We start from the raw sequence: 22,252 nt of genomic DNA, 5'->3' as shown, positions 1-22,252 counted from the left end.
TGGGATGCGTCGGGGCGGCCCCGGTCACCGGCCGCGGTTCGTCCACTGCGGACATGCTGGCTAGGGCGCGACGGTCGCCGCAGGGCCTCCGGCCGGGTGGTCGGCTGCCACGGCGGCGAACCGGCCGGCCTGGGTACGGAACATCGAGGCGTACGTCCCGGAGCCGGACAGCAACTGGTCGTGATCGCCGAACTCGGTGATCCGGCCGTCCTCCAGCACCGCGATCGCGTCGGCACGGCGTACCGTGGAGAACCGGTGCGAGATCACCAGCGTGGTCAGCCCGTCGGTCAGCTCCAGGAACCGGTCGTAGAAGTCCACTTCGGAGCGCACGTCGAGCTGGGCCGTCGGTTCGTCCAGGACCAGCACGGTCGCGCCCTGATGCACGGCGTAGAAGGCCCGGGCGAGCGCCACCCGCTGCCACTGGCCGCCGGACAGGCCGGTGCCGCCCGTGTACTCCGGAGAGAGCACGGTGTCCAGGCCCGCCGGCAGGCGCTCGAAGATGTCCAGGGCGTTGGCGCGGGCGAGCGCCGCCCGCATGACCTCCTCGTCGGCGGGCAGGTGCGCCGCGCCGAGGTGCAGGTTCTCCCGCAGGCTGAGGTCGAACCGGACGAACTTCTGGAAGATGACGGCCAGGTCGCGCCGCCATCGGGCCGGATCGAGGGTGGTTAGTTCCTCGCCGTCGACCAGCACCGAACCGGACGTCGGCGGGTAGCCGGCGGCCAGCAGCTTGACCAGGGTGGTCTTGCCGGCCCCGTTGACGCCGACCAGCGCCGTCGAGCGCCCGGCGGCAAGCGTCAGGTCCAGACCGCGTAGCACCTCCCGTTCGGCGCCCGGATAGCGGAAGTGCACGTCGGCGAAGCGGATCTCGTGCGGCGACCGCTCGTCGGATGCCCGACGGGGTGCCGTTGTCGCCGGTGCGGCGGGGCGGCCGAACGTCCGAGCGTGGTCAGCGGGCTCGGTGGCGTCGGTGGGGCTGGTCACCAGCTCCCGGTACTCCGCCATGGTGTTCTGGGACTGCAGCCCGTACTGCGTCTGGACGTCGCACTCCGGGAAGTAGCTGCCGAAGCGCAGTGGGAGCAGCATGGCCTGCACGGCCACCACCAGCACCGCGACGCCGTCTGCCAGGTCGTACGAACGGCTCATCAGTACGAACGACGCGACCGCCACGACGAACCCGATCGCCGTGTACCCGAGGAACGGCGGGAGGTACACCTCGCGGCGGCGCCGCCACAACGGCCGCAGGTAGCCCTGGGACTCCGCGGTGAACCGCCGCTGCAGCCACGGAAGCAGGCCGAGCACGCGAATCTCCTTGGCCGCGCCCGGCTCGATGCCCAGCGCCTGCACGTAGTTCATCCGCTGCCGGGCGTCGCCGAACCGGGACCAGTCGTCGGTGAACGTGGCGAGCGCGCCGCGCTGGCCGAACCGGATCACCAGGGCCCCGATCAGCAGCAGACCGGCGACCCACCAGGAGACGGTCACGCCGACCAGGACCAGCGCGCTGGCCAGCTGGAGATACCGGCCGGCCAGCATCGGCAGCACACCCGCGCCCACCCCCGGCGTCGGCGCGGCGCGTAGGTAGGCGTCGCTGACCTCGGCCATGGCCGACACCGCACGCTCCTGCTCGACCCGATCGAGCGGTGCGCGCAACGCGGTCGACAGGTGGGCGCCCAGGACGTGACCGTCGATTCGCCGCCCGGCCCACTTGGCCAGCGCCTCCTGGAAGGGCGGGACGAGTTGCTGCCCCGCTAGGGTCACGAATGCGAAGATCAGGTCGGGCCCGGCCGCCGCGACGGCGTCGCCGAGACCGGCCGAACCCTCGGCCCCGGTGAGGCGGGTCAGCACCCGGGCCATCGCCACGATGAACGCCGCGGGCAGCAGCCCGGACAGGGTCGCCAGCAGCACGGTCGGCACGAGGACGTCCCACCCCGCGTGCCGCAGCAGCGCCGCCAGCCGCAGCCAGGACCGGATCCGGCCGCGCCGCATCACCAGCATGCCTCGACTCCCGTCGCTCGTCCGAGAACCAGATGCTCAGCAGACCATGCTGCCGCCGGTGTGGCAACCTTTGACAAAAGTGCCTAATGTGTTGCCCGTGCGGGTTTCATATCCACGCCGATGACTCTCGTCGGCCAACATCGGAAGGCAGCGACAGATGGCGGGTATCACCCCGACGTGCAGCGTGGTCATCCCCACCTACAACCGGATGGCGCTGCTGCGGCGCACGCTGGACGCGCTGACCCGGCAGGACATCGGCACCGACGCGTTCGAGGTGCTCGTGGTCGACGACGGCTCCAGCGACGACACCGCGGCGGTGGTGGCCCAGTTCCACGACCGGCTGAACGTTCGGTACTTCTTCCAGCCCGACGAGGGCTTCCGCGTCGCTGCCGCCCGCAATGTGGGCATCGCGCACGCCCGGAGCGACATCGTCGTGTTCCTCGACTCCGGCGTTCTGGCGCACTCCGGGTGCCTGCGTGCCCATCTCCGTCGCCACGCCGTCGAGCAACCGGCTGCGGTGATCGGGTACGTCTACTGCTTCAACTTCCGCAACGAGGACGCCGGCGACATGACCGAGACGCTGGACTTCGACGACGTGGACGGCACGATCGCGCGGCTGCGCCGGGAAGGGCGGTGGCTGGACGTCCGGGAGGGGTTCTACACCCGCATCGAGGATCGGCTGCGCGACCTTCCCGCGCCGTGGCTCATGTACTGGACGTGCAACGTGTCGGCCCGCACCGGCCAGGTGCGCGCGGTCGGCGGCTTCGACGAGAAGTTCCGCACCTGGGGCTCGGAGGACATCGACCTGGCCTACCGCCTGCACCAGGACGGCGCCGTCTTCCTGATCGACCGGGATGCGGGCGCGATCCACTATCCGCACCCCAAGCTGGGGCTGGACAAGGCCATGGCCACGCGCAACTGGCGCTACATCGCCGACAAGTACGACACCCCGATCACCCGACTGCTCGCCGACGGGCCGGCCACCGACTTCTTCGCCATAAACGACATCATCCGAGAACGCGGACTGCCCAGCTGCGCCGAGTACCGGGCCGCACGGGCGGGTGCGTCCACGACCTCGGGAACCACGGCGTGACGGCGAACCGGCCGGTACGCATCGGCGTCCAGGTGCAGCCGCAGCACGCCGACTATCCCGCGATCCGGGCGGCCGTCGTCGAGGCCGAGAACCTCGGCGTCGACATGGTCTGCACGTGGGACCACTTCTTCCCGTTGACCGGTGACCCCGACGGCCGGCACTTCGAGTGCTGGACCATGCTGGCGGCCTGGGCCGAGGCCACCACACGGGTGGAGCTCGGCCCGCTGGTCTCATGCACCGGGTACCGCAACCCCGACCTGCTGGCCGACATGGCGCGCACCGTCGACCACATCAGCGGCGGCCGGGTCGTGCTCGGGCTCGGCTCTGGCTGGTTCGACCGGGACTTCGCCGAGTACGGCCACCCGGTGGCCACACCGGTGGAGCGGCTCGACCATTTCGCCGGGGCGTTGCCGCGCATCCGCGCCCGTCCTGCAGATCAGCGAACTGCGCATGGTGCGCGGCGACGACCTGTGGCTCAGCCCCGCGTTCGGGCGCGACTCAATGACCGTCCACTTCACCTGGGTGGAGGACCCTGCCGCGGTGGTGCCGGTGCTGAGTGCCGTCGAGGAGCAGCTGCGCCCGTTCCAGCCCAGGCCGCACTGGGGCAAACTCACACTGATGTCCCGGGCGAGATCATCGCCTCCTACCCGCGTGCCGCTGACTTCGGCAAGCTCGCCGAGACCATGGACCCGAGGGGAGAGTTCGGCAGCTCCTCTCTGGAAGCCCTGTTCCCGGCCGCGTAACACCCGTCTGCGCGCCGAACCGCCCCGCGTGAGCGCGGCCCCGCCCGCAGCGGTGCCGGCCGCGTCACGCGGCGGCCTACCGGGGAACCATCCGCAGCGGCAGCTTCTCGGGGCCGGCGACCATGATGGACCGGACCCGGTGAACCGGCCCGCACAGGTCGATGCGGACCGTGCGATCCAGCAACTCGGCGAGGAGCAGGCGTGTCTGGGTACGGGCGAGCGTGGCGCCGAGACAGAAGTGCTCGAGATTGCCACGGGTTGCCCGCTTGGGCAACTCGAATCACGGAACGGTCGGAGCGCCCACCGGCGGCGGAGCGGTCAGCGTGCCCGCGAGCGGGTCCTCCCCTGCTTCCGGGCGGTGCCGGCCGGGGCGGCGTACCCGGCGGCGAGCGTCTCGGCGAGCACCCGCCAGATCTCGGCGGCCAGCTCGACGTTGTGCGCGGACTCGCTCTGCCGGGCCAGGTCCTGCAGCGCCTCGATGCCACCCTCGCGATCGCCGTCGGCGATCCGTAGCCGCCCGCACAGGGCGGCGAACCGGATGCGTTCGCGGAACGACAACAGGGCGGGCTCGTCGCCGATCTGCGCGCAGCTCGCGCGCGCCTCGTCCAGCCGGCCCTCCTCGAACGCGAGATGGGCGCGGAGCGTCAGCAGCTGTTGCTGGTGCAGCTCGGTACCGACCAGGCCCACCACGGGTGCCACCTCTTCCAGCACGGCGCGGGCGCGGCCGGTGACGGCCGGGCTGCCCTGTAGGTACAGCGAGGCGGCGGCGAGCCGGAGCCGGAGCCACATGACGAGGTCGCGGCGGCTGTCGAGCGTGTTCAGCGCTCGTTCGAGCAGTGCCCGTGCGCCGGCGTGGTCGTTCTGCCTGACCCGCACGGTCGCGGCCGCCCAGAGCGCCTCCGCGTGGTGCTTGTCGCCGGCCGGCTCGGTCAGCGCGCACAGCTCGTCGACGTGCGTGCGTGCCTCGGTGAACAGACCGAGTTCGGCCTCTACGGACACCAGCGCCTGCAGCGCCGCGATCCGGTCGCCCAGCGAGATCCCGGCCGCCACCCGATGCGCCTCGGCGGCGTGTTCGCGTGCCGCCACGTTGTCACCACGGATGCGCGCGCAGCGGGACAGTTGGGTGCGGGCCCGCGCCTGAAGCGTCGGGATGCCCAACTCGTCGCTCAGCTCCACGAGCTTGCTGAACAGCGCGTGCTCGTCGTCGTGGCGCCCCTGCCTGCCCCGTGCGCCGGCCAGCAACCACAGGCCCTCCCAGCGCAGGGCTGGATCCCACTCCTCGCCGGTGCGTAACGCGTCGGCCAGCGTGTCGGCGAGATCGTCGTCGGCGCCGGAGATGACCGCAGCGAGGATCGGCGCCACCACGGAGGTCTGTACGGCCGCCCGCCCGGTCTCGCCGGGCGGCGCCTCGAACTCTGTCATCGGCGCGTTCAGGCGTTCTGCCAGGTATTCGGCGACGCGGACCGTCGGGCGGCGGGCGCCGGACTCGAGCCGGGACAGGTAGCCCGTCGAGATCACGTCACCGGCGAGGGCGGCCTGGGACAACCCACGTTTGATCCGCAGCGCCCGGAGGCGTTGGCCGAAGGTCGGCTGCTCGAGCATTGCTCCTCGCTGATCCCGTCGTTGTCACCCAAGGTCGCGCCGCTGTCAATGCGTCGTGTGCCTACTATGCCAGGCAAGTCAGCCATTGAACAAACTTTGGCACGTTCGGCCGCCGCGTTGCCCCCGCGGCTTCGCTGCGTGATCGAGTGATGTACTCGTTGAGCACCACGAATGCCTGGCAAGTCTGGTAACACTGGCAGGCAACAGTTGCCAACGTGTCGGCACCCGGCGCTCGAGGACGAGGGGCACCCCATGGCCCGCAGCAACGTACCGCAGCGCGACGGCGATCTCGACGGTGGTCCGGCCAGGCAACGCGACAGCCGTTACGTCTGGCACACCTGGTCGCCGGTGGGCTCATCGAGGGCTCGGCGCTCAACTCCACCTGCGGCTACGCCCATCCGGCGGTGGTCCGCAGCCTGGCCGAGCAGGCGAGCCGGCTGCAACACGTCGACCTGTCGCTGAGCACGCACGAGCTCGCCGGCGTCCTGGCCGAGCGGCTCGCCGCCTACCTGCCCGGTCCGCTGAACCGGACGCTCCTCGTCAACAGCGGTTCCGAAGGCTTCGACGCGGCGGTGCTGATGGCGGTCCAGGTCGCCGGGCACGCGGGTCACCCGCGATCGCGCATCGTCTCCTCCGCACGTGGCTACCAGGGTGCGACGCTGCTCAGCCGCAGCCTGTCGAGCCTGCCGCGCAATCGACACCCCCTGCCCGCGCCCCTGCCGGTGACGTTGGTGGAGCTGCCGGTGCCGCCGCGCCAGCTGCGCCGGCCGGAGTCGCTTCCGCTGCTGCTGGAGGCGTTCTCGCGGGCGATCGACGCGGATCCGGCCGACCCGCCGGCTGCGGTGGTGGTCGAGCCGTTCCTCAACGTCGGCGGTGGTGTCGTCCTGCCCGACGGGTTCCTTCCCGGCCTGCGCCGGCTGTGCGACGAGGCCGGCGCGCTGCTCGTCGTGGACGAGGTCTTCACCGCGTACGGCCGGTGCGGCCGGATGTTCGCCGTCAACCGCGAGGACGTGATCCCCGACATCGTGGTCACCAGTAAGGGGCTGGCCGGCGGGTACGCCGCGATCCCGGCCGTGACCGTGACCGATCGGGTGTACGACAGCTTCAGCGCCGATCCGGTGATCGGTGGTCTGCGGTATGGCCACACCACCTCGGGTCACGCCGTCGCCTGTGCTGCCGACCTGCTTCCGTCCGCCGTACGGGTCGCGTACCCCGCAGGTCGTCGGCTGGCTCCGGGAGCTGGCGCCGTCGGCACGTGCGTAGACCTCGCCGCGCACGGATGGGGCAACGGCCGGGCGAAGTCCGCCCGCAACACCGCCAGCCAGCCGGCCCGCCTGTACACCACCACCAACTGCACCGGAACCTCGTACCAGATCATGCCCGGCGGCACCTATGGCTCGATCAGCCTTCAACTCCAACAGCGTCTACGTCTACTGAGTGGTGGGGTGCGGCCTCGGCCATCGCGGCCGCACCCCGCGCGGCAGCAGTCCAGCAACGTCGGCCCGCGTCAAGGAGGGGCCCGGCCTGTCGGGTGCCCGCGTATACCGCGGTCTGCGACACCCGCAACCCGGACGCGACCTCCGGCACCGACACGCCAACCCATAGTGGACAAACTGGCTATTCAAGATCTGTGACCGGGAGTACCATATCGGCGGTATCCGCCGACCGCCGGTTCGGCTCCATCGATTGGAAGGATTGACGATGGCGGGAGACGCTGCGACGGCAAAGCCACAGATCACCTTTGGTAAGTTCCAGAATGTCGATATGCGGGTAGCGCGGGTCGTTTCGGCGCCCATGGCCGTGGGCACGCGTTTCCCCAGCCGTGTAATCGAGCTGGATTTGGGCCCATTGGGTAAGCGCATCTCCATTGGTCAGTACGCGTTGATGAGCGAGGAGGAGCTGGTCGGCAGGAATGTGGTGGCGTGCATCAATCTCGGTGAGCGGGAGATGGGTCCGTACGTGTCGCAGGCGCTGGTTCTGGGCGCGCCCCATCCGGCAGGCCCTGCCGACCAGGCGCAGGCGATCCCGATCGTAGTTCCTGACGATGCCATTGTCGGCGACGCCATTTACTGACGCGTCGCCGATTTCTGGTGGCCGCGCCGTCGCGACCGACTAGCGCCAGTCCGGCGACGATGGCCGCCATGCCCGCAAGGGTCCAGAGGGTGGCCTCCTCGCCGAGGACGAAGATTCCGAGCGCGCTGGCCATCAATGGTTCAGCGAGCCCGATGGCGGTAGCGGACGACACCGTTGTGGTCTTCAGGCCACGGATCCACAGCAGGTACGGCACTGCCGTCGCGCCGAGCCCTAGCCACAGGGCGACACCGATCCCGTTCCAGGCGGCCAGCCAACTGAAGTCGCCGCCAGCGGTGACCACGACGATCGGTAGGCAGGCGAAACCGAAGAACGTGCCGACCACTACCTGCCCGTTGACGTTTCGGGACAGCAGCATCCGGCCGGCGACCGTGTACGTCGAGTACGCAGCCGCAGCGGCCAGCGCGTACACCATCCCGGAGAGGCGGACCTGCACCGCGCCGCCGGGAATGATGAGCAGCGCCAGTCCGGCGATGGTAATAGCCGTCGCCATCGCCCAGGTGCGGCTGAGCCGCTCCTTGATTGCCAGGCCGAGCAGACCCGTGATCAGCGGCGCGCATCCGATCGCGACCAAGGTGCCTGTGGCGACGCCCGTGCTGCGGACGGCGGAGAAGAACAGCGCCTGATAGGCGGTGACCGAGCCGATCCCGACCACCGTGAACGCCCAAGTGGAGCGGGTCCAGCAGGCCGCCATACGTCCGGGTCCGCTGTGGACCAGCGCCCATGCCAGAAGGATCAGGCCACCCGCGCAGAGCCGCGCGGTGGCGATGGTTAGCGCGGAGGCCTCGGGGGGCGCGAGTACCTGCGTGGCGCCGGTGGTGCCCCACAACACCGCGGCGATCAGTACGAGAGCGGCGCCGTGCCTGCTGACGTCGCGCGGCGGAGTGGTCGGCCGGTCCGGACCAACGTACGAGGGTGCGGTTGAATGATCCATTGCGTATGCCTGCTGTCTCTTGTGCCCCGTCCATTGAAAGGATCTTGATGCTGCAGTAGAGTTCGACACCGTCGCCTCACTGTGGGTAAAGAAGAGCAATACACAAAGTAGCTTCCTGCGATGGCTTGTCCTTAGACGACCGATAAGTGTGGAATCGATGTTCGATCTCCGGCGACTCCGTCTGCTCTCTCATTTCGCCTCGCTGGGCACGGTCAGCGCGGTCGCCAGGTCGGCGCAGTTGACCCCCTCTGCGGTGTCCCAGCAGCTCGCGGCCCTGGAGAAGGAGATCGGCATGCCGTTGCTGGAGCGCAAGGGCCGTCAACTGACCCTGACCGAGGCCGGGCGGATGCTGGTCAGTAGCGCCGAACGCATTTTCGGTGAAGTGGAGCGAGCCGAGACCGAACTCGCGCATCTGCGGAACGGCAACGAGGGTGCCGTGCGGTTGGCGACCTTTCCAAGTGTCTCGCGGCTGGCGGTCCCACAGGCTCTCGCGTTCTGCCTGAATGAGGGGCGTCCGGTTGAGATAGGCCTGCATGAGATGGAGGCCCATGAGAGTCTGCCGGCGTTGCGTCGCGGGGAGATCGACCTCGCCCTGGTCGACGAGTACGATCCGCTGCCGGCGTTGGTGGAGCCTGGCATCGAATTCACCTCGCTGTTTAGCGAGCAGATGTATCTCGTCCTCCCGACCAAACACCCACTCGCCAGGCCAGACGTTCTCATCGCCGAGTTTGCGGCTGACCCGTGGATTACGTGCCAGGTGGGCACGCTCTGCCACGCCGGTACGGTCAGCGCTTGCGCCGCCGCTGGATTCGTTCCCGAAATCGCATACATGAGCAACGATTTCACGGTGATCCTGGCGATGATCGAGGCCGGGCTGGGCATCGGGTTCGTCCCAGCGATCGCCATCACCCAGACGCGGTACGACGTGCGGTGCCTGGCACTCACCGAGCGCCCGTTGCGCCGACGGATCTCGGTGGCCGTCCGCAGCGCCGCCCGCAGCCGGCCAACGCTGCTGCGGATGATCAACGCGTTCACCACTGTCACCGCCGATTTGGAAGGCGTTGTCCGGCTGGGCACCAGTGGTGGAGAGGCTGCCGGCCGGGGGTCGGTGGCGTACTGGCAGAGGGCGCCGTAGTCGGTGCCGCCGGGCGGCTCCGCCGCCACGCGCCCCGCGTGAGGCGGACCGCCGGACGTCAGGCCCGGTGCCGCCCGGCGCAGGGGCGAGACGGAGGGCCGAACGTGGGCCGCTCCCCGGCCCGGCGCCGTCAGGATGAGCGCCGCGTGCTCGGCCGACCGGGGCAGCAGCAGTCCGACCCGCGCGCCGTTGCCCACTCCGCGTGCGCGCACCGCACTGGACGGGCGCTCGATGCGCCGGTCCAGTGCGGTGTAGGTCCACGCTTGCCCGTCGCTCCGCACGGCGCAGTGATCCGGATGGGCCGCGACGCTCCCCCGCAGCAGCGCGTCGGCAGTCCCGTCGGTCGCCGTTTCGTTGTCAGACACGGGCCAGTCTCCTGAAGATCTGCGTGATTCGTGCTCGGCAGTTGTCGCGTTGGCGTCCGGCAATTGTAGGCAAGTTGCCCCAATGGTTGAACCGGTCACTCAGTAAAGAATCACTAAAGGCTGGCGGTAGAGATTCTTCATTGATTTGCTTCATCGATACTGATAGAGATATTGCGGGCCGCTCGGCGGTAAGGGTTTGGAGTGTGAGAAGGGCGGGGTGTTGATTGTGGCATCGCGCCGCAGCGGTGCTGCGCAACATGGTGACCTGATTTCGACTGCCGCCAGTCGGTTAACTCTGCTCAAAAGCTCCGTTTCGGTTAGGGGAACATCCGTGTCATCTACCGATCAATTCGCCGACAGCGTTACCTATCGTTCGGACTGGTACCGCGAATATCGCCATCTTCGGGGAGTCGACGAGATCAAGAAGCGTCTGGAGCGAGATGCCCTGCTGCACGTCCTGGCCGAGCGCGGGCAGCGGTCCGGCCGGATGCTCGACGTCGGCACTGCCACCGGTCGGTACCCGATGCTGTTCGCCCGCGCCGGGTGGCGCAGCGTCGGCCTGGACGTGGCGGCCGCGGCGGTGTCCATGGCTCGGGAGGAACTGCGCCGGTCCGACGTCGCCGACCGAGTGGACCTAGTCTGCGGGGACATCCGCTCCGTCACGCTTCCAGAGCGGACGTTCGACCTCGTGACCTTCATGATGGGCACGTTCGCCCACATTCCGGATCCCGATCGGGCCGACACGCTGGCCACCGTCCACGGCCTGCTCGATCCCGGCGGACACGTGGCGCTGTCGAATTGGAATGCGTCCTGGCCCGACGGGCGGATGCTCTCGCTTTACGGATCCGCGGACCGAGAGTGGTTGCTGCGAGCCACGCCGGCGCCAGATGAGACGTTGGCGATGCTCGGCGCGGCGGGTTTCGACAAGATCGCCATACAGCACTTCTGCCCGTTCACCGACGCGCAGATCGACCACTGGATCGGTTCGCACGGAGACTCTCCCGACCGCATCCAGGCATACATGCTGGCCAACAACATCGCGATGCCCGGCCAGATGTACCTCGCCGTAGGGATCAAGCAATGAGCACCGAGCCGACCCTGGCATGGGACGACGGAGCCATCGTCACACTGGACCAGACCACCCTGCCGCACAGCCGGACCGTCCTGCGGATCACCACGGTGGACGATCTCATCGAGGCAATCGCACGACTCGCGATCCGGGGCGCCCCGGCCCTCGGGATAGCCGGAGCTCTGGGTGTCGCCCTGTCGGCGTACCGGCAGGGGGCGGAGGAGCCGGTGCGCCGCGATGCGGCGCGGCTGGCGGCGGCCCGGCCGACAGCGGTCAACCTGGCCTGGGGGGTCTCCCGCGCCCTGGGCCGGCTCGCCGAGGGCGCCGACGCGGTGCTCGCCGAAGCCACCGCGATCGCCGAGGAGGACGGGCGGGTCAACCGCGCCGCGGCACGCCGGGCGGCGGATCTGCTTGGGGAACTCTGCCCCCGTCCGCAGCTGCGGGTCCTGACCCACTGCCACACCGGTCGGCTGGCCACCGGCGGATGGGGTACGGCGCTGGGCGCCGTGCATCACCTCGCCGCCCACGACCGGATCGAGATGGTCTTCGCCACCGAGACCCGGCCGCTGCTGCAGGGGGCGCGGCTGACCGTGTGGGAGTTGCGCGACGCCGCGATTCCCCATCGACTCCTGGTGGATTCGGCGGCGGCCAGCGCGTTGGCCGCCGGCATGGTGGACTGCGTCGTGGTCGGCGCCGACCGGATCGCCACCAACGGCGACGTAGCCAACAAGATCGGAACCTACCCGCTGGCCGTCGCGGCGGCCCGCCACCGCGTGCCGTTCCTGGTCGTCGCGCCCGAGTCGACCATCGACCAGGACACGCCCAGCGGCACTGCCATCAGTATCGAGCAACGGTCGGACGCCGAGGTGACGGCTGTCGCCGGCGTCGACATCACCTGCGCCGGCACGCCGGTGTTCAACCCGGCCTTCGACATCACCCCGGCGAAGCTGATCACCGCGATCGTCACCGAGGACCGCACCTGGTTTCCCGGCGACCCGGACACAGCCGACTTGGCTGACCAGATCGACCGGTTCTCGGCCCTGGTCGAGAACTTTCCGCGCCCCGGTGTGCGGTTCCGCGATCTCGCCGGCGTCTACACACAGCCGCGCGCGCTCCGGGACGCGGCACACGCACTGGTCGCCTCGTACCGGGACGACTTCAGCCATGTCGTCGCGGTGGAGGCACGCGGTTTCGTCCTGGGCACCGCGGTGGCGTTGGCCGCGGAGAAACCGCTGGTTCTGGTACGCAAGGCCGGCAAGCTGCCCGGCACGCTGCGATCGGTGAACTACGACCTCGAGTATGGCCAGGACGTCCTGGAGGTTCAGGAGTCCGCGGTGCCACCGGATGGGCGGGCGCTGGTCGTCGACGATGTGCTGGCCACCGGTGGCACCCTCTCGGCGGCGGCGAAGCTGGTGACCGAGTGCGGTGCCTCGGTGGCCGGGTTCGGGGTGCTGCTGGAGTTGGCCGGGTTGGGCGGAGCCCGCCGACTGCACCCCCACCGGGTGGTCGCTCTACGGACCGATGTGTCGTGATGCAGCGCCAGGTTGAGTCTGTCACGGACGCGCCGCACCCGGTCGACGCCGCCAACGGGCTGAGCGTGATGGCACGGCACCTCTACGACCTGGGCTGGATGCCGGGCACCTCGGGCAACGTCTCGGTGCGTTTCGACCAAGACCTGGTCCTCATCACCGCCAGCGGCCTGGGTAAGGGGCGGCTCACGGCAGCCGACACGGTGCTCGTCCGAGCCGACACCGGTGAGCCGGTTCGGCCCGGAGCGGCCAGGCCCTCGGCCGAGACCTCCATCCACCTGGCCCTCTACCGGGCTTTTCCGGCGGTCGGGGCGGTGGTGCATGCCCACCCGCCGTATGCGACCGCGCTGGCGAGCCGGACGGCCCGCGCCGGAGGTGCCCTGGTGCGCTTCTCGGACCTGGAGCTGATCAAGGGCCTGGGCCGGTCGGACGTGGACAGCATCGATATCCCACTCTTCACCAACTGGCGTGATGTGCCACGCATCGCGGCGGACGTCGGTGACCACTTCTCCCACCCGGTCGCCGATCCCGCTTCGGCGCTCCTCATCGCCCACCACGGCGCGACCGCGTGGGGAGCGGACCTGGCCCAGGCCAGTGACCGCCTCGAGTGCCTCGAAGCGCTCTGTCAGCTTGCACTGCTCGTCGGCGACTGACGGGCACCCACCGGGTGCCAGCGTCTTTGTACTAAAGGAGAATCCACCATGACACTGCTGCAGATCATGCCCGACGACGATTCCCGGACGGTGGTCGCCCGCACCGACCGGCCCGACGAGATCAGCGCGGCCCTCAGCCCGCTCAATGTCCAGTTCGAACAGTGGGAGCGCGGCAGGCAGTTGGCTTCGGACGCCTCGTCAGACGATGTTCTCGCCGCCTACCAGCAGGAGATCGACCGGCTCTGCGCCCAGGGCGAGTTCCGGCTCGTCGACGTCGTACGGATAAAGCCCGACGAAGCGGACCCGCAATGGCCGGCCAGGGCGCACGCGGCGCGGGCAAGGTTCCTCGAGGAGCACACGCACGACGAAGACGAGGTGCGGTTCTTCGTCGAGGGGTCGGGCTGCTTCTATCTGCACGTCGGTAGAAAGGTGTACGCGGTGGTGTGCGAGGCCGGCGACCTGCTCTGGGTCCCACGGGGCACGCCGCACTGGTTTGACATGGGAAGCCGGCCGGATCTCACCGCCATCCGGTTCTTCCAGGAGGAGGACGGTTGGATCGGCAACTTCCTGCCGGACAGCCTCGCCAAGGCATTCCCCACCGTGGACGACCTGCGCGCGGTTCAGCTGCCATGATCCGCGTAGCGGTCCTCGACGTGGAGGGCACCACCAGCTCGATCAGCTACGTGCACGAGCGGCTGTTCCCGTACGCGTACCGGGTGATGCCAGTATGGTTGGCAGCCCACAGCGGCGAGCCGGAGGTCGCCAGCGCGCTACGGTCGGCGGCCAGCCTTGCCGGCCGGCCGGAGGCCGACCGGAGCGAGATCGTCGACATCCTGCGTGACTGGATTCGGCGCGATGCCAAGATCGCGCCATTGAAGACAATCCAGGGCTTGATTTGGCAGGATGCCTTGGCCAGCGGCGCACTCGTGTCACACGTGTACGACGACGTGCCGCGGGCTCTCCGGGCGTGGACGGAGCGCGGATTGGTCGTCCACATCTTTTCGTCCGGATCCGTGGCCGCCCAGCGCGCGTGGTTCCGGCACAGCCCACACGGTGACCTGTTGCCATACCTCACCGGGTATTTCGACCTCGAAAACGCCGGCGCCAAAGACTCGCCCGACTCCTACCGGCTGATCGCCCGGTCGATCGGCGCGGCCCCGCCCTCGATCGTGTTCCTGTCCGACGTGACCGCTGAGCTGGACGCGGCCAGCACGGCCGGCTGGCACACCGTCGCCGTCCAGCGGGAGGACGCGCCGCCGGTGCCCGGCGACCACCTGGCCGTCGCCGACTTCGACCAGCTCGACCTGCACGGCGACCCGGCCGGTCGGCCGCTGCCGGTGGGCCCTGACGCTTCGGCCGCGCAATCCGGCGTACGGCGGTCGTGATGATCCACCCAACCGGCGGCCCGATCAGCACCGGCACCAGCACCGGCACCGGCACGACCATTTTCACGGAGATGACGGCGCTGGCGCAGCGCGCCGGAGCGATCAACCTCGGGCAGGGCTTCCCGGACACCGACGGCCCGCCGGCCATGCTGGAGGCGGCCCAGGTCGCCATCGCGACGGGCGCGAACCAGTACCCGCCGTTGGCCGGTCTCGCCGAACTGCGGCTCGCGATCTCCGCGCAGCGGTCGCTGAGGTACGACGCCCACTACGACCCGGACACCGAGGTTCTCGTGACGACGGGGGCGACCGAGGCGCTGGCGGCGGCGCTACTGGCCCACTGCGGGCCAGACGACGAGGTCATCGTTTTCGAGCCGTACTACGACTCGTATGCCGCGAGCATCGCTCTGGCCCGCGGCCGGAAGCGGGTCGTCCAGATGCGCCCCGACGCCACCGGCCGCTTCGGATTCGACCCCGCCGACCTGTCGGCCGCGGTCTCCCGCCGGTCCCGGCTGCTGCTGCTCAACAGCCCGCACAACCCGACCGGCACGGTGTTCGATGACGAGGAACTGGCCGCCATAGCCGACTGCTGTCGGCGGAACAACCTGGTCGCCATCACCGATGAGGTTTATGAGTACCTGACGTACGACGGCGCCCTACATACCCCGCTCGCCACGCTGCCGGGAATGCGGGAACGGACGCTGTCCATCTCCTCGGCGGGGAAGACCTTCAGCGCCACCGGCTGGAAGGTCGGCTGGGTGTGCGGCCCGGCCGCTCTGGTCGACGCAGTACGAAAGGTCAAGCAGTACCTGACGTTCGCCTCAGGCCCCGCCTTCCAGGCCGCGGTGGCGCTGGGCCTGGTAGCCGAGCAGCACTGGGTGCGGGCCCAGGCGGCGCGGCTGCAGGCTAGCCGGGACCGCTTGCGCGCCGGCCTGGCGGCGGCCGGACTGGCGCCGTACGTGTGCCAGGGAACGTACTTTCTGCAGGCCGACATCCGACCCCTCGGTGTGACGGACGGCGTCCGCTTCTGCCGGGAACTCCCGCACCGTGCCGGGATCGCCGCGATACCCAGCGCGGTGTTCTATGACAACCCCGCTGACGGGTTGTCCGCTGTCCGCTTCGTGTTCTGCAAGCGGCCGGAGGTGCTAGACGAGGCCGCGGGCAGACTGACCGCCCTCACCACGCTGTCCTATCAGGAGGCACGATGACCACGCAGGCCCGACCCGACGTTGGCATCATCGGCGGCACCGGGCTCTACTCGCTTCTCGACAAGGCAGCCGAAATGAGGGTCGACACCCCATTCGGCCCGCCGAGCGGCCCGTTGACGGTGGGGAAGGTGCACGGCAGAACGGTTGCCTTCCTCGCCAGGCACGGCGCCGACCACGCCCTCCCGCCACATAAAATCAACTATCGCGCCAACCTGTGGGCGCTGCGCGCCGCCGGCGTACGTCAGATCCTCGCGCCCTGTGCGGTCGGCTCGCTGGTGCCCAGACTGGGACCGGGCAGCCTGGTGGTTCCCGACCAGGTCGTGGACCGTACCTCCGGGCGGCACCGGACCTACTTCGACTCCGGTGCGGTGCACGTCTCCTTCGCCGACCCCTACTGTCCGGTCGGCCGGGAGACCGTACTGAAGACCGCCAACGAGCACGGCAGCCCGGTGACTGACGGAGGGACCACCGTGGTGATCGACGGGCCACGGTTCTCCAGTCGGGCCGAGTCACGCTGGTACGCCAACCAGGGGTGGTCGCTGGTCAACATGACTGGCCAGCCAGAGGCGGCCTTGGCCCGGGAACTCGCTCTCTGCTACACCTCCGTCGCTCTGGTGACGGATCTGGACGCTGGCCTCGCCGCCGGCGACGAGGTCCAGCAGCAGGACGTGTTCCAGGTCTTCGCCGAGAATGTCGACCGGCTCCGGGCTCTCCTGCTCCGGGTGGTCGACGCGCTGCCACGAACGCCCACGTGCGGGTGCCGTGCGACCCTGGACGGCATCAAGCTCCCGCTCGAGATCTGCTGAACGGGAGCCGCCGTGTCTGACCTGCTGACCCGCCTGGAGCGGCTGCCATTCTCCCGTCCGCACCTGACGCTTCTCGCCATGGGTGGCCTTGGGCTCGCCTTTGACGGCCTCGATGTGGCCACCGTCGCTTTCGTCCTTCCCTCGGTCGCTGAGGAGTGGCAGCTGAACAGCGGGCAGACCGGCTTGGTCGGAAGCTCGACGCTCATCGGCTTCTTCTTCGGTGCCCTCGGTGCCGGCATTATCGCCGACCGGATCGGCCGACGCCGGGTGATGATGTGGGCGCTGGCCATCTTCTGCGTGGCCACCTTCGTCGCGGCGTTCTCTCCCTCCTGGGAGTTCTTCTTCCTCGCCCGACTGGTCGCCGGCATCGGCACCGGGGCCGAGTCGGCGATCATCCCAGCGTTTCTCTCTGAGTTCATCCCGGGGCGGCTACGCGGCCGGTTCATCGGTGCGCTCGCTGGTTTCTTCTCCTTCGGGTATGTCGGCGCCGCCCTCCTGGCCCGGTTGATCGTTCCGATGGGGCCGGAGGGATGGCGGGTGCTCCACGTGGTTGCCGCCGTACCCATCGTCCTGCTGTTGTGGTGGCGCCGGTCTGTGCCGGAGTCGCCCCGTTTCCTGCTCTCGCAGGGGCGGACCGACGAGGCTCGCGCCGTCGTCGAGGCCATCGAGCGGAAGGCAGGGCAGTCGACCGCTGCCCGGCTGACCGAGCCACTCTCCCCGGCCGGCCCGTCACCGGGCGCCACGCCGGCCGAGCGCCGGGTCGGTATAGGGCAGCTGTGGCGGCGGGATCTGGCTGGCCGTACGGCCATTCTGTGGGTCCTCTGGGTGGTGATCACGTTTTCTTTCTACGGCTTCTTCACCTTCATGCCGACGCTGCTGTACACGAACGGGCTCACCATCGCGAAGAGCTTCACCTACTCGATCGTGATCTACCTAGCCCAGATTCCCGGCTACTACTCCGCCGCCGCCCTCAGCGACTTCCTGGATCGCAAGTGGACCATTGCTACGTACCTCGCTGGTGGGGCGGTGGCCGCGTATCTGTTGTCCGGGTCGGATATCTCCGCACAGGTGATGATCTTCGGCGGACTGCTGTCGTTCTTCATGAACGGCGTGTATGCCGCGATCTATGCGTACACTCCGGAGCTGTACCCGACGGCGATCCGGGCGCGTGGCATGGGCACCGCATCCGCGGTCGGACGCATCGGCGGAATCTCCGCGCCGATCCTGATCGGGACGACCTACCCAGTCATCGGCTTCAACGGCGTCTTTTTGATCACCACGGGTGCGCTCGCCTTCGGCGTCATGGTCGTCCTGGTCTTCGGGGTCTCCACCAGAGGGCGGGCTCTGGAAGAGATCAGCGACGGAAAGCCGGCCCTGCCTGCGCCGCGAATGCCGAAGAGGCCGGCACCAGCCTCGGGGATTCTCGACCCCCGCCGGTGACCGGCACCTCCGCACCCGACCCACTCGTTGCCAAGGAGGAGCCCTCGTGCCGGCACCAGATGATGGAAGGACGTGGCTTCTGGTCAACGCGACCGTGCTGGACGCGGCCGCAGGAACGCTGACGCCTGACCGCCGAGTCCTGGTGGTCGACGGGCTGATCGTCGAGGTCGGCGGCGGCGAGGTGCGCCACCGGGAGGCGCCGGTCGTCGATCTGGCCGGGGCCACCCTGATGCCCGGGCTCATCGATGGGCACGTGCACGTGACGGCGGCCACGGCCGACCTGTCCGCCCTGCCGGACCTGTCCCACTACTACGTAGGCGCGTACGCGGCCGGAGCGCTGCGTCACATGCTGGACCGAGGCTTCACCACAGTGCGTGACTGCGGCGGTGCTGACCACGGCCTCGCCGACGCCATCGCGGACGGTCTCGTCGTCGGTCCCCGCCTGTTCTTCGCCGGCAAGGCCCTTTCCCAGACCGGGGGCCACGGCGACGTGCGGCACCCCGGTCGCAACGCCGGGACCGTCGCGTATTGTTGCCCCGACTTCGGCCGGGTCTGCGACGGTGTCCCGGAGTGCCGGCGCGCGGCCCGCGACGAACTCCGCAAGGGAGCGCACCACATCAAGATCATGCTGGGTGGTGGCGTGACCTCGCCGACCGACCGCATCGACAGCACCCAGTTCGCGCTGGACGAGATCACCGCCATCGTCGCCGAGGCTCGCGCGGCGGGCAGGTACGTCGCCGGACACGCGTACACGGCGGAGGCGATCAACCGAGGGCTCGAGTGCGGCGTACGCAGCATCGAACACGGCAACCTGCTCGACGCCAGCAGTATCGAACTGTTTCGCGCCACCGGCGCCTACCTGGTGCCCACGCTGGTCACGTACCAAGCCATCGCCAGCGACGGCCGTGCGGCCGGCATCTCCGAGCACGTCCATCGCAAGGTCTACGACGTGCTCGACTCGGGCCTGCGCGCGTTGGAGAGCGCGCACCGGGGTGGCGTCAACATCGTCTTCGGCACCGACCTGCTGGGCAGCATGCAACACCACCAACTCGATGAACTGCGCCTACGGCGGGAGGTGCTTCAACCTGTCGACATCATTCGGTCGGCTACCTCCACCGCCGCCGCGATGCTCGGCGCGGAGGGCACACTCGGTGTCGTCGCCCCAGGCGCCTACGCCGACCTGATCGGGATAGAGGGTAACCCGCTGGAAGACCTGCGGCTGCTGTCCGAGCCAGCCAAGTATCGTCGGCTGCTCATGGCCGCCGGGCGCTTACTGGCACCGCCGCGGGCCCGGTGAGGCAGCAACCAGGCAAGGCAGGTGAGGCCTGGTTGTGGGGACCAGCACCGTTGTTGACGCGGGTGATGCGCGGTTTGCCGCCGACTGAGTTGCCGTCGCGCCGGGCGAGGATCGCGACAGGCCGCGCGAGACATTGACCTGAAGGGCGCTTCAGGTTGCACGCTCAACCCATGGACACTGCGATGACCGTGGATGAACTGCGTGCCTACTTTCGGCGGATCGGCGTGGCAACTGTGCTCGACACCCACTCGGCACCGACGCTCAAGACGCTGGAGACGGTGGTTGCCGGGCACAACCGCAACATCCCGTTCGAGACCCTCGACCCGGTGCTCGGCCGTCCGGTGGCCGACCTGCGTACCGGGACACTGGTCGAGAAGCTCGTGCACCGACACCGGGGCGGCTACTGCTATGAGCAGAACGGCCTGATCGGCGGGGCGCTGCTCGCGCTCGGCTACGACGTCACCGCGCTGACCGGGCGAGTCGTCTGGTTGCAGCCCGACGGTGCGTGCCCGACGGCGCGAACTCACCTCGCTCTTGCCGTCAATATCCCGTCGACCGACGAGAGCTACCTCGTCGATGTCGGGTTTGGCGGGCAGACGCTCTCGTCCCCCATCCGGCTCGATCGGGAAACGCCGCAGCACACCAGGCACGAGCGGCACCGTCTGATTTCGATGCCAGACGGCTGGCGACGGCTCGAGGCCGAGATTCGCGGATCGTGGCAGCCGCTCTACGTCCTCGGGCCCGACGCCCAACAGCGAATCGACCTCGAAGTCGACAGCTGGTACGTCTCAACCCATCCCGAATCGGATTTCGTTCGGAATCTCAGCGCCGCTCTGGCCGTATTCTGGCGTCGGGGCACCCAGGTGCACCGACGCCACCCTGCTCGGTCCCGCCCTGTTCGCTCCCAACCCCGCCATCACGATCTCCGATTTCCAGACGCTCGCCGGTTCGGTCAGCGCGGGCCGGGCGCTGTGGCTCGGCGGACTGGCCGGAGGGGGACTGATGCTCTACCTCGCGACGAGCCGGCTCGCCCGGCTGCTCGCCGTCGTACCGCCCGCGCTCGGCCTGGCGTTGGCGGCTTCGATGCCGACCGTCGGCACCGGCGCAGCCTTCCCGGTCGACCCGGCAGCGGTCGCCGACGTCTGCACCCGCGACAGCGGTCCACGGGTCTGCGTCACCGCGGCACACAGTAGAAGACTCCTCGCGGTGACCGGCATGGCCGGGTACCTGGTCCGCGGCCCTCGCCGGATCAGTTGACCGGCGTTCGTTCCGCCGGGTCGTTCATCCGCGCGCCACGGCAGTGACCGAGCGACGTCAGTGCCAGCGACAGCCGGTGCGCCTGGTTACGTGCGTTGCAAGAGGTCCAGCAGCCGTACGATCAGGGGGACCAGGACCCACCCGACCAGTCCGACCGCCGCCGCGCCGGTTCCGGAGACGACCGGGTTGGCCCTCCATCCGGCGCTACGGATCCTGACAGCCACGATCACGATACCGATCGTGCTGCCGAGGACGGACGCGAGCGCCCCGTAGGCGATGGCGGCGAACATGACCAGGTCTTCCCATCCGTCGGCACCCCTTCTGGTCTGCCAGGCGACCCAGCCGACGAAGCCAAGGTAGAGCATCGCGTACCACGCCGGAACGGTGACGATCGCGGTAACTCTGTCGCGGGTGCTGCGGGGCGTGCCGGGCACCGTAACCTCAGATTCGGTCATGCTGCCACTGTGCCGCCGAGGGCCAGCCCGCACATGAGTAGCGCTACCCAAATCGGTCTGAGGCGTACGCGTATCCTCTTCTGGCACCCCTCTGTGTCGAGAGGCGGCGAGGAGCGGTGTTCTGGGCTGGGGTTCGGCGGGTCCGGGAAGTGACTGTTCCGAAGTGTTGACCATGGGGATTCGGTCGGCCGCGCTGAATTGATGAGGAGGTCACCTGGTTTCCTTCACTCATCACCGAGCACGAATCGACGAGTGCCGCTGCTCTGCTGGTTCGGTGGGTACGTAGGTCACCGCCAGCCCACCGGAACCCGCCGGTCCTCCGAGCGCAGAGGCCTGAACTGGCCTGAGCCCGCCCCGACCAACCTTCAGTTCGCGTGCACCCACGGGAGCCCCCCGGGGGTGTTGCCGAGGAACGCGCGACCAAGGGCCAAGAAGCTGATCTCGACTTTCGACGATGCGGGTGCCGCTGGTGTCGCATGACCGCCTCCGAGCGCCGATGGAAACCCCGGTGTGCTGCGCCCGGCCGGGCGTCCTCGCGTCACTGCGACGCAGGTCCGTTGTCGACCAGCCGGAAGCGGGTGGTCAGGGGTGCGTCGCCGAGTTCCTCCAGGATCAGTCCCCGGGTCCGGGAGCTCTGCAGGAAGGCCGAGTGGCTGCTGATCGCGTACGTCGGCGCGCCGTTGTGTTGGCCGTCGCGGACGACCGTGAACTGCTGTCTCGGCTCGTCCGGCGCGCAGGGGGCCGCCTCGACCCGTAGCGGCTGACTGCCCGACGAGCGGACCTCCCAGCAGGTGTCGGTCCGGTCGGTGCCGGGCTCGGCGGTGCGGATCTGGTACGTGTCGGGCCCCTGCGGCGTGAACACGAACAGCTGGCGTCCTTCGTCGCCGTCGACCTCGCCCAGCCGGCCGTCGTCGAGCAGCGACAACCCGCCCTCGAACGCATCCACCCGCACGATGGTGACCTGACGCTGCCCGGACAGCAGGGGATCGCCGTTCGGAGGGCCGGCGGGCGGGCTGGACATTCCGGTGGGTGGACCGGACGCGCCGCCGGTCGGGCCGGATGACGGACCGGCCGAGTCGGACGTGCCGCCGGTGGGGCCGGAAGACGCGCCGACCGGGTCGGGTGACGCGACCGGGCCGGAGGTCGGGCCCGCCGGGCCGACCGGGATGGGGTGTGCTGGCCCGCCCGGGCGGGCCAGGGC

At 69.3% G+C, this 22,252-nt stretch carries 20 protein-coding genes; 14 read left to right on the top strand and 6 right to left on the bottom strand.

Annotated elements, in window-relative coordinates:
- Positions 1–60: 60 nt before the first annotated feature.
- Positions 61–1,992, bottom strand: a complete 1,932-nt coding sequence (locus E1193_RS10465) for an ABC transporter ATP-binding protein (protein WP_207922650.1) — start codon at positions 1,990–1,992, stop codon at positions 61–63.
- 157 nt (positions 1,993–2,149) lie between these two features.
- Here E1193_RS10465 and E1193_RS10460 point away from each other — a divergent pair, with 157 nt between their 5' ends.
- Together E1193_RS10460 and E1193_RS31800 are read left to right on the top strand one after the other, a co-directional pair.
- Positions 2,150–3,085: a glycosyltransferase family 2 protein gene (locus E1193_RS10460; protein ID WP_132182610.1), complete on the top strand. Its 936-nt coding sequence runs from the start codon at positions 2,150–2,152 to the stop codon at positions 3,083–3,085.
- Positions 3,082–3,828 (top strand): LLM class flavin-dependent oxidoreductase, encoded by a 747-nt coding sequence (locus tag E1193_RS31800; protein WP_165945699.1) that lies wholly within the window; start codon positions 3,082–3,084, stop codon positions 3,826–3,828. Before E1193_RS10460 ends, E1193_RS31800 begins: the two co-directional genes overlap by 4 nt.
- A 76-nt stretch (positions 3,829–3,904) precedes the next feature.
- Here the strand turns inward: E1193_RS31800 and E1193_RS10445 are convergent, their stop codons facing one another.
- Together E1193_RS10445 and E1193_RS10440 are read right to left on the bottom strand one after the other, a co-directional pair.
- Positions 3,905–4,102, bottom strand: a complete 198-nt coding sequence (locus tag E1193_RS10445; protein WP_132182608.1) for a hypothetical protein — start codon at positions 4,100–4,102, stop codon at positions 3,905–3,907.
- A gap of 44 nt (positions 4,103–4,146) precedes the next feature.
- Positions 4,147–5,430, bottom strand: coding sequence for a helix-turn-helix transcriptional regulator (locus E1193_RS10440; protein WP_132182606.1), 1,284 nt, complete (start codon positions 5,428–5,430; stop codon positions 4,147–4,149).
- 215 nt (positions 5,431–5,645) lie between these two features.
- On the opposite strand from E1193_RS10440, the gene E1193_RS10435 reads away from it, so the two are divergent.
- Positions 5,646–7,064 (top strand): aminotransferase class III-fold pyridoxal phosphate-dependent enzyme, encoded by a 1,419-nt coding sequence (locus E1193_RS10435; RefSeq protein ID WP_132182604.1) that lies wholly within the window; start codon positions 5,646–5,648, stop codon positions 7,062–7,064.
- A gap of 293 nt (positions 7,065–7,357) precedes the next feature.
- On the opposite strand, the gene E1193_RS10425 is transcribed toward E1193_RS10435, so the two are convergent.
- Complete coding sequence (locus tag E1193_RS10425) at positions 7,358–8,455, bottom strand: EamA family transporter (RefSeq protein ID WP_279433319.1); 1,098 nt, start codon at positions 8,453–8,455, stop codon at positions 7,358–7,360.
- A 157-nt stretch (positions 8,456–8,612) separates the two neighbouring features.
- On the opposite strand from E1193_RS10425, the gene E1193_RS10420 reads away from it, so the two are divergent.
- The 11 genes from E1193_RS10420 to E1193_RS10365 all read left to right on the top strand — a co-directional run bounded on the left by E1193_RS10420 (position 8,613) and on the right by E1193_RS10365 (position 20,532).
- A complete protein-coding gene (locus E1193_RS10420; RefSeq protein ID WP_165945696.1) occupies positions 8,613–9,590 on the top strand; it encodes a LysR family transcriptional regulator in 978 nt (325 codons plus the stop codon).
- A gap of 696 nt (positions 9,591–10,286) precedes the next feature.
- Positions 10,287–11,039: a class I SAM-dependent methyltransferase gene (locus E1193_RS10410; RefSeq protein WP_132182596.1), complete on the top strand. Its 753-nt coding sequence runs from the start codon at positions 10,287–10,289 to the stop codon at positions 11,037–11,039.
- On the top strand, positions 11,036–12,556 hold the full coding sequence (gene mtnA, locus E1193_RS33065; protein ID WP_132182594.1) for an S-methyl-5-thioribose-1-phosphate isomerase: 1,521 nt from the start codon (positions 11,036–11,038) through the stop codon (positions 12,554–12,556). Before E1193_RS10410 ends, mtnA begins: the two co-directional genes overlap by 4 nt.
- Positions 12,556–13,206 (top strand): methylthioribulose 1-phosphate dehydratase, encoded by a 651-nt coding sequence (mtnB, locus tag E1193_RS10400; protein WP_132182592.1) that lies wholly within the window; start codon positions 12,556–12,558, stop codon positions 13,204–13,206. Before mtnA ends, mtnB begins: the two co-directional genes overlap by 1 nt.
- A gap of 48 nt (positions 13,207–13,254) precedes the next feature.
- Positions 13,255–13,839, top strand: a complete 585-nt coding sequence (locus E1193_RS10395) for a cupin domain-containing protein (RefSeq protein ID WP_132182590.1) — start codon at positions 13,255–13,257, stop codon at positions 13,837–13,839.
- Positions 13,836–14,591 (top strand): acireductone synthase, encoded by a 756-nt coding sequence (mtnC, locus tag E1193_RS10390; protein WP_132182588.1) that lies wholly within the window; start codon positions 13,836–13,838, stop codon positions 14,589–14,591. The genes E1193_RS10395 and mtnC overlap by 4 nt, the downstream gene beginning before the upstream one ends.
- Positions 14,591–15,796, top strand: coding sequence for a pyridoxal phosphate-dependent aminotransferase (locus E1193_RS10385; RefSeq protein WP_132182586.1), 1,206 nt, complete (start codon positions 14,591–14,593; stop codon positions 15,794–15,796). The genes mtnC and E1193_RS10385 overlap by 1 nt, the downstream gene beginning before the upstream one ends.
- The gene (locus E1193_RS10380) at positions 15,793–16,602 is read left to right on the top strand and encodes an S-methyl-5'-thioadenosine phosphorylase (RefSeq protein ID WP_132182584.1); all 810 of its coding nucleotides are present in this window, start codon (positions 15,793–15,795) and stop codon (positions 16,600–16,602) included. Before E1193_RS10385 ends, E1193_RS10380 begins: the two co-directional genes overlap by 4 nt.
- A gap of 12 nt (positions 16,603–16,614) precedes the next feature.
- A complete protein-coding gene (locus tag E1193_RS10375) occupies positions 16,615–18,042 on the top strand; it encodes an MFS transporter (protein WP_207922649.1) in 1,428 nt (475 codons plus the stop codon).
- Between the two features lie 46 nt (positions 18,043–18,088).
- Positions 18,089–19,339: an amidohydrolase family protein gene (locus E1193_RS10370; protein ID WP_207922648.1), complete on the top strand. Its 1,251-nt coding sequence runs from the start codon at positions 18,089–18,091 to the stop codon at positions 19,337–19,339.
- A 170-nt stretch (positions 19,340–19,509) separates the two neighbouring features.
- Positions 19,510–20,532 carry an arylamine N-acetyltransferase gene (locus E1193_RS10365; protein ID WP_132182582.1) on the top strand — a complete coding sequence of 341 codons (1,023 nt, stop codon included), beginning with the start codon at positions 19,510–19,512 and terminating at the stop codon, positions 20,530–20,532.
- Between the two features lie 150 nt (positions 20,533–20,682).
- On the opposite strand, the gene E1193_RS10360 is transcribed toward E1193_RS10365, so the two are convergent.
- Both E1193_RS10360 and E1193_RS10355 read right to left on the bottom strand, forming a co-directional pair.
- On the bottom strand, positions 20,683–21,051 hold the full coding sequence (locus E1193_RS10360) for a hypothetical protein (RefSeq protein WP_132182580.1): 369 nt from the start codon (positions 21,049–21,051) through the stop codon (positions 20,683–20,685).
- A gap of 538 nt (positions 21,052–21,589) precedes the next feature.
- Positions 21,590–22,252, bottom strand: a 663-nt coding sequence (locus E1193_RS10355; protein WP_132182578.1) for a hypothetical protein, incomplete at its 5' end; no start/stop codon positions are given.

Origin of the sequence: Micromonospora sp. KC606, assembly GCF_004348675.1 — a bacterium.
In the GTDB taxonomy this organism is placed as follows: Bacteria; Actinomycetota; Actinomycetes; order Mycobacteriales; family Micromonosporaceae; genus Micromonospora.
The sequence above is the reverse complement of the archived record's forward strand: the minus strand, read 5'-3'. Positions and strand labels throughout refer to the sequence as shown.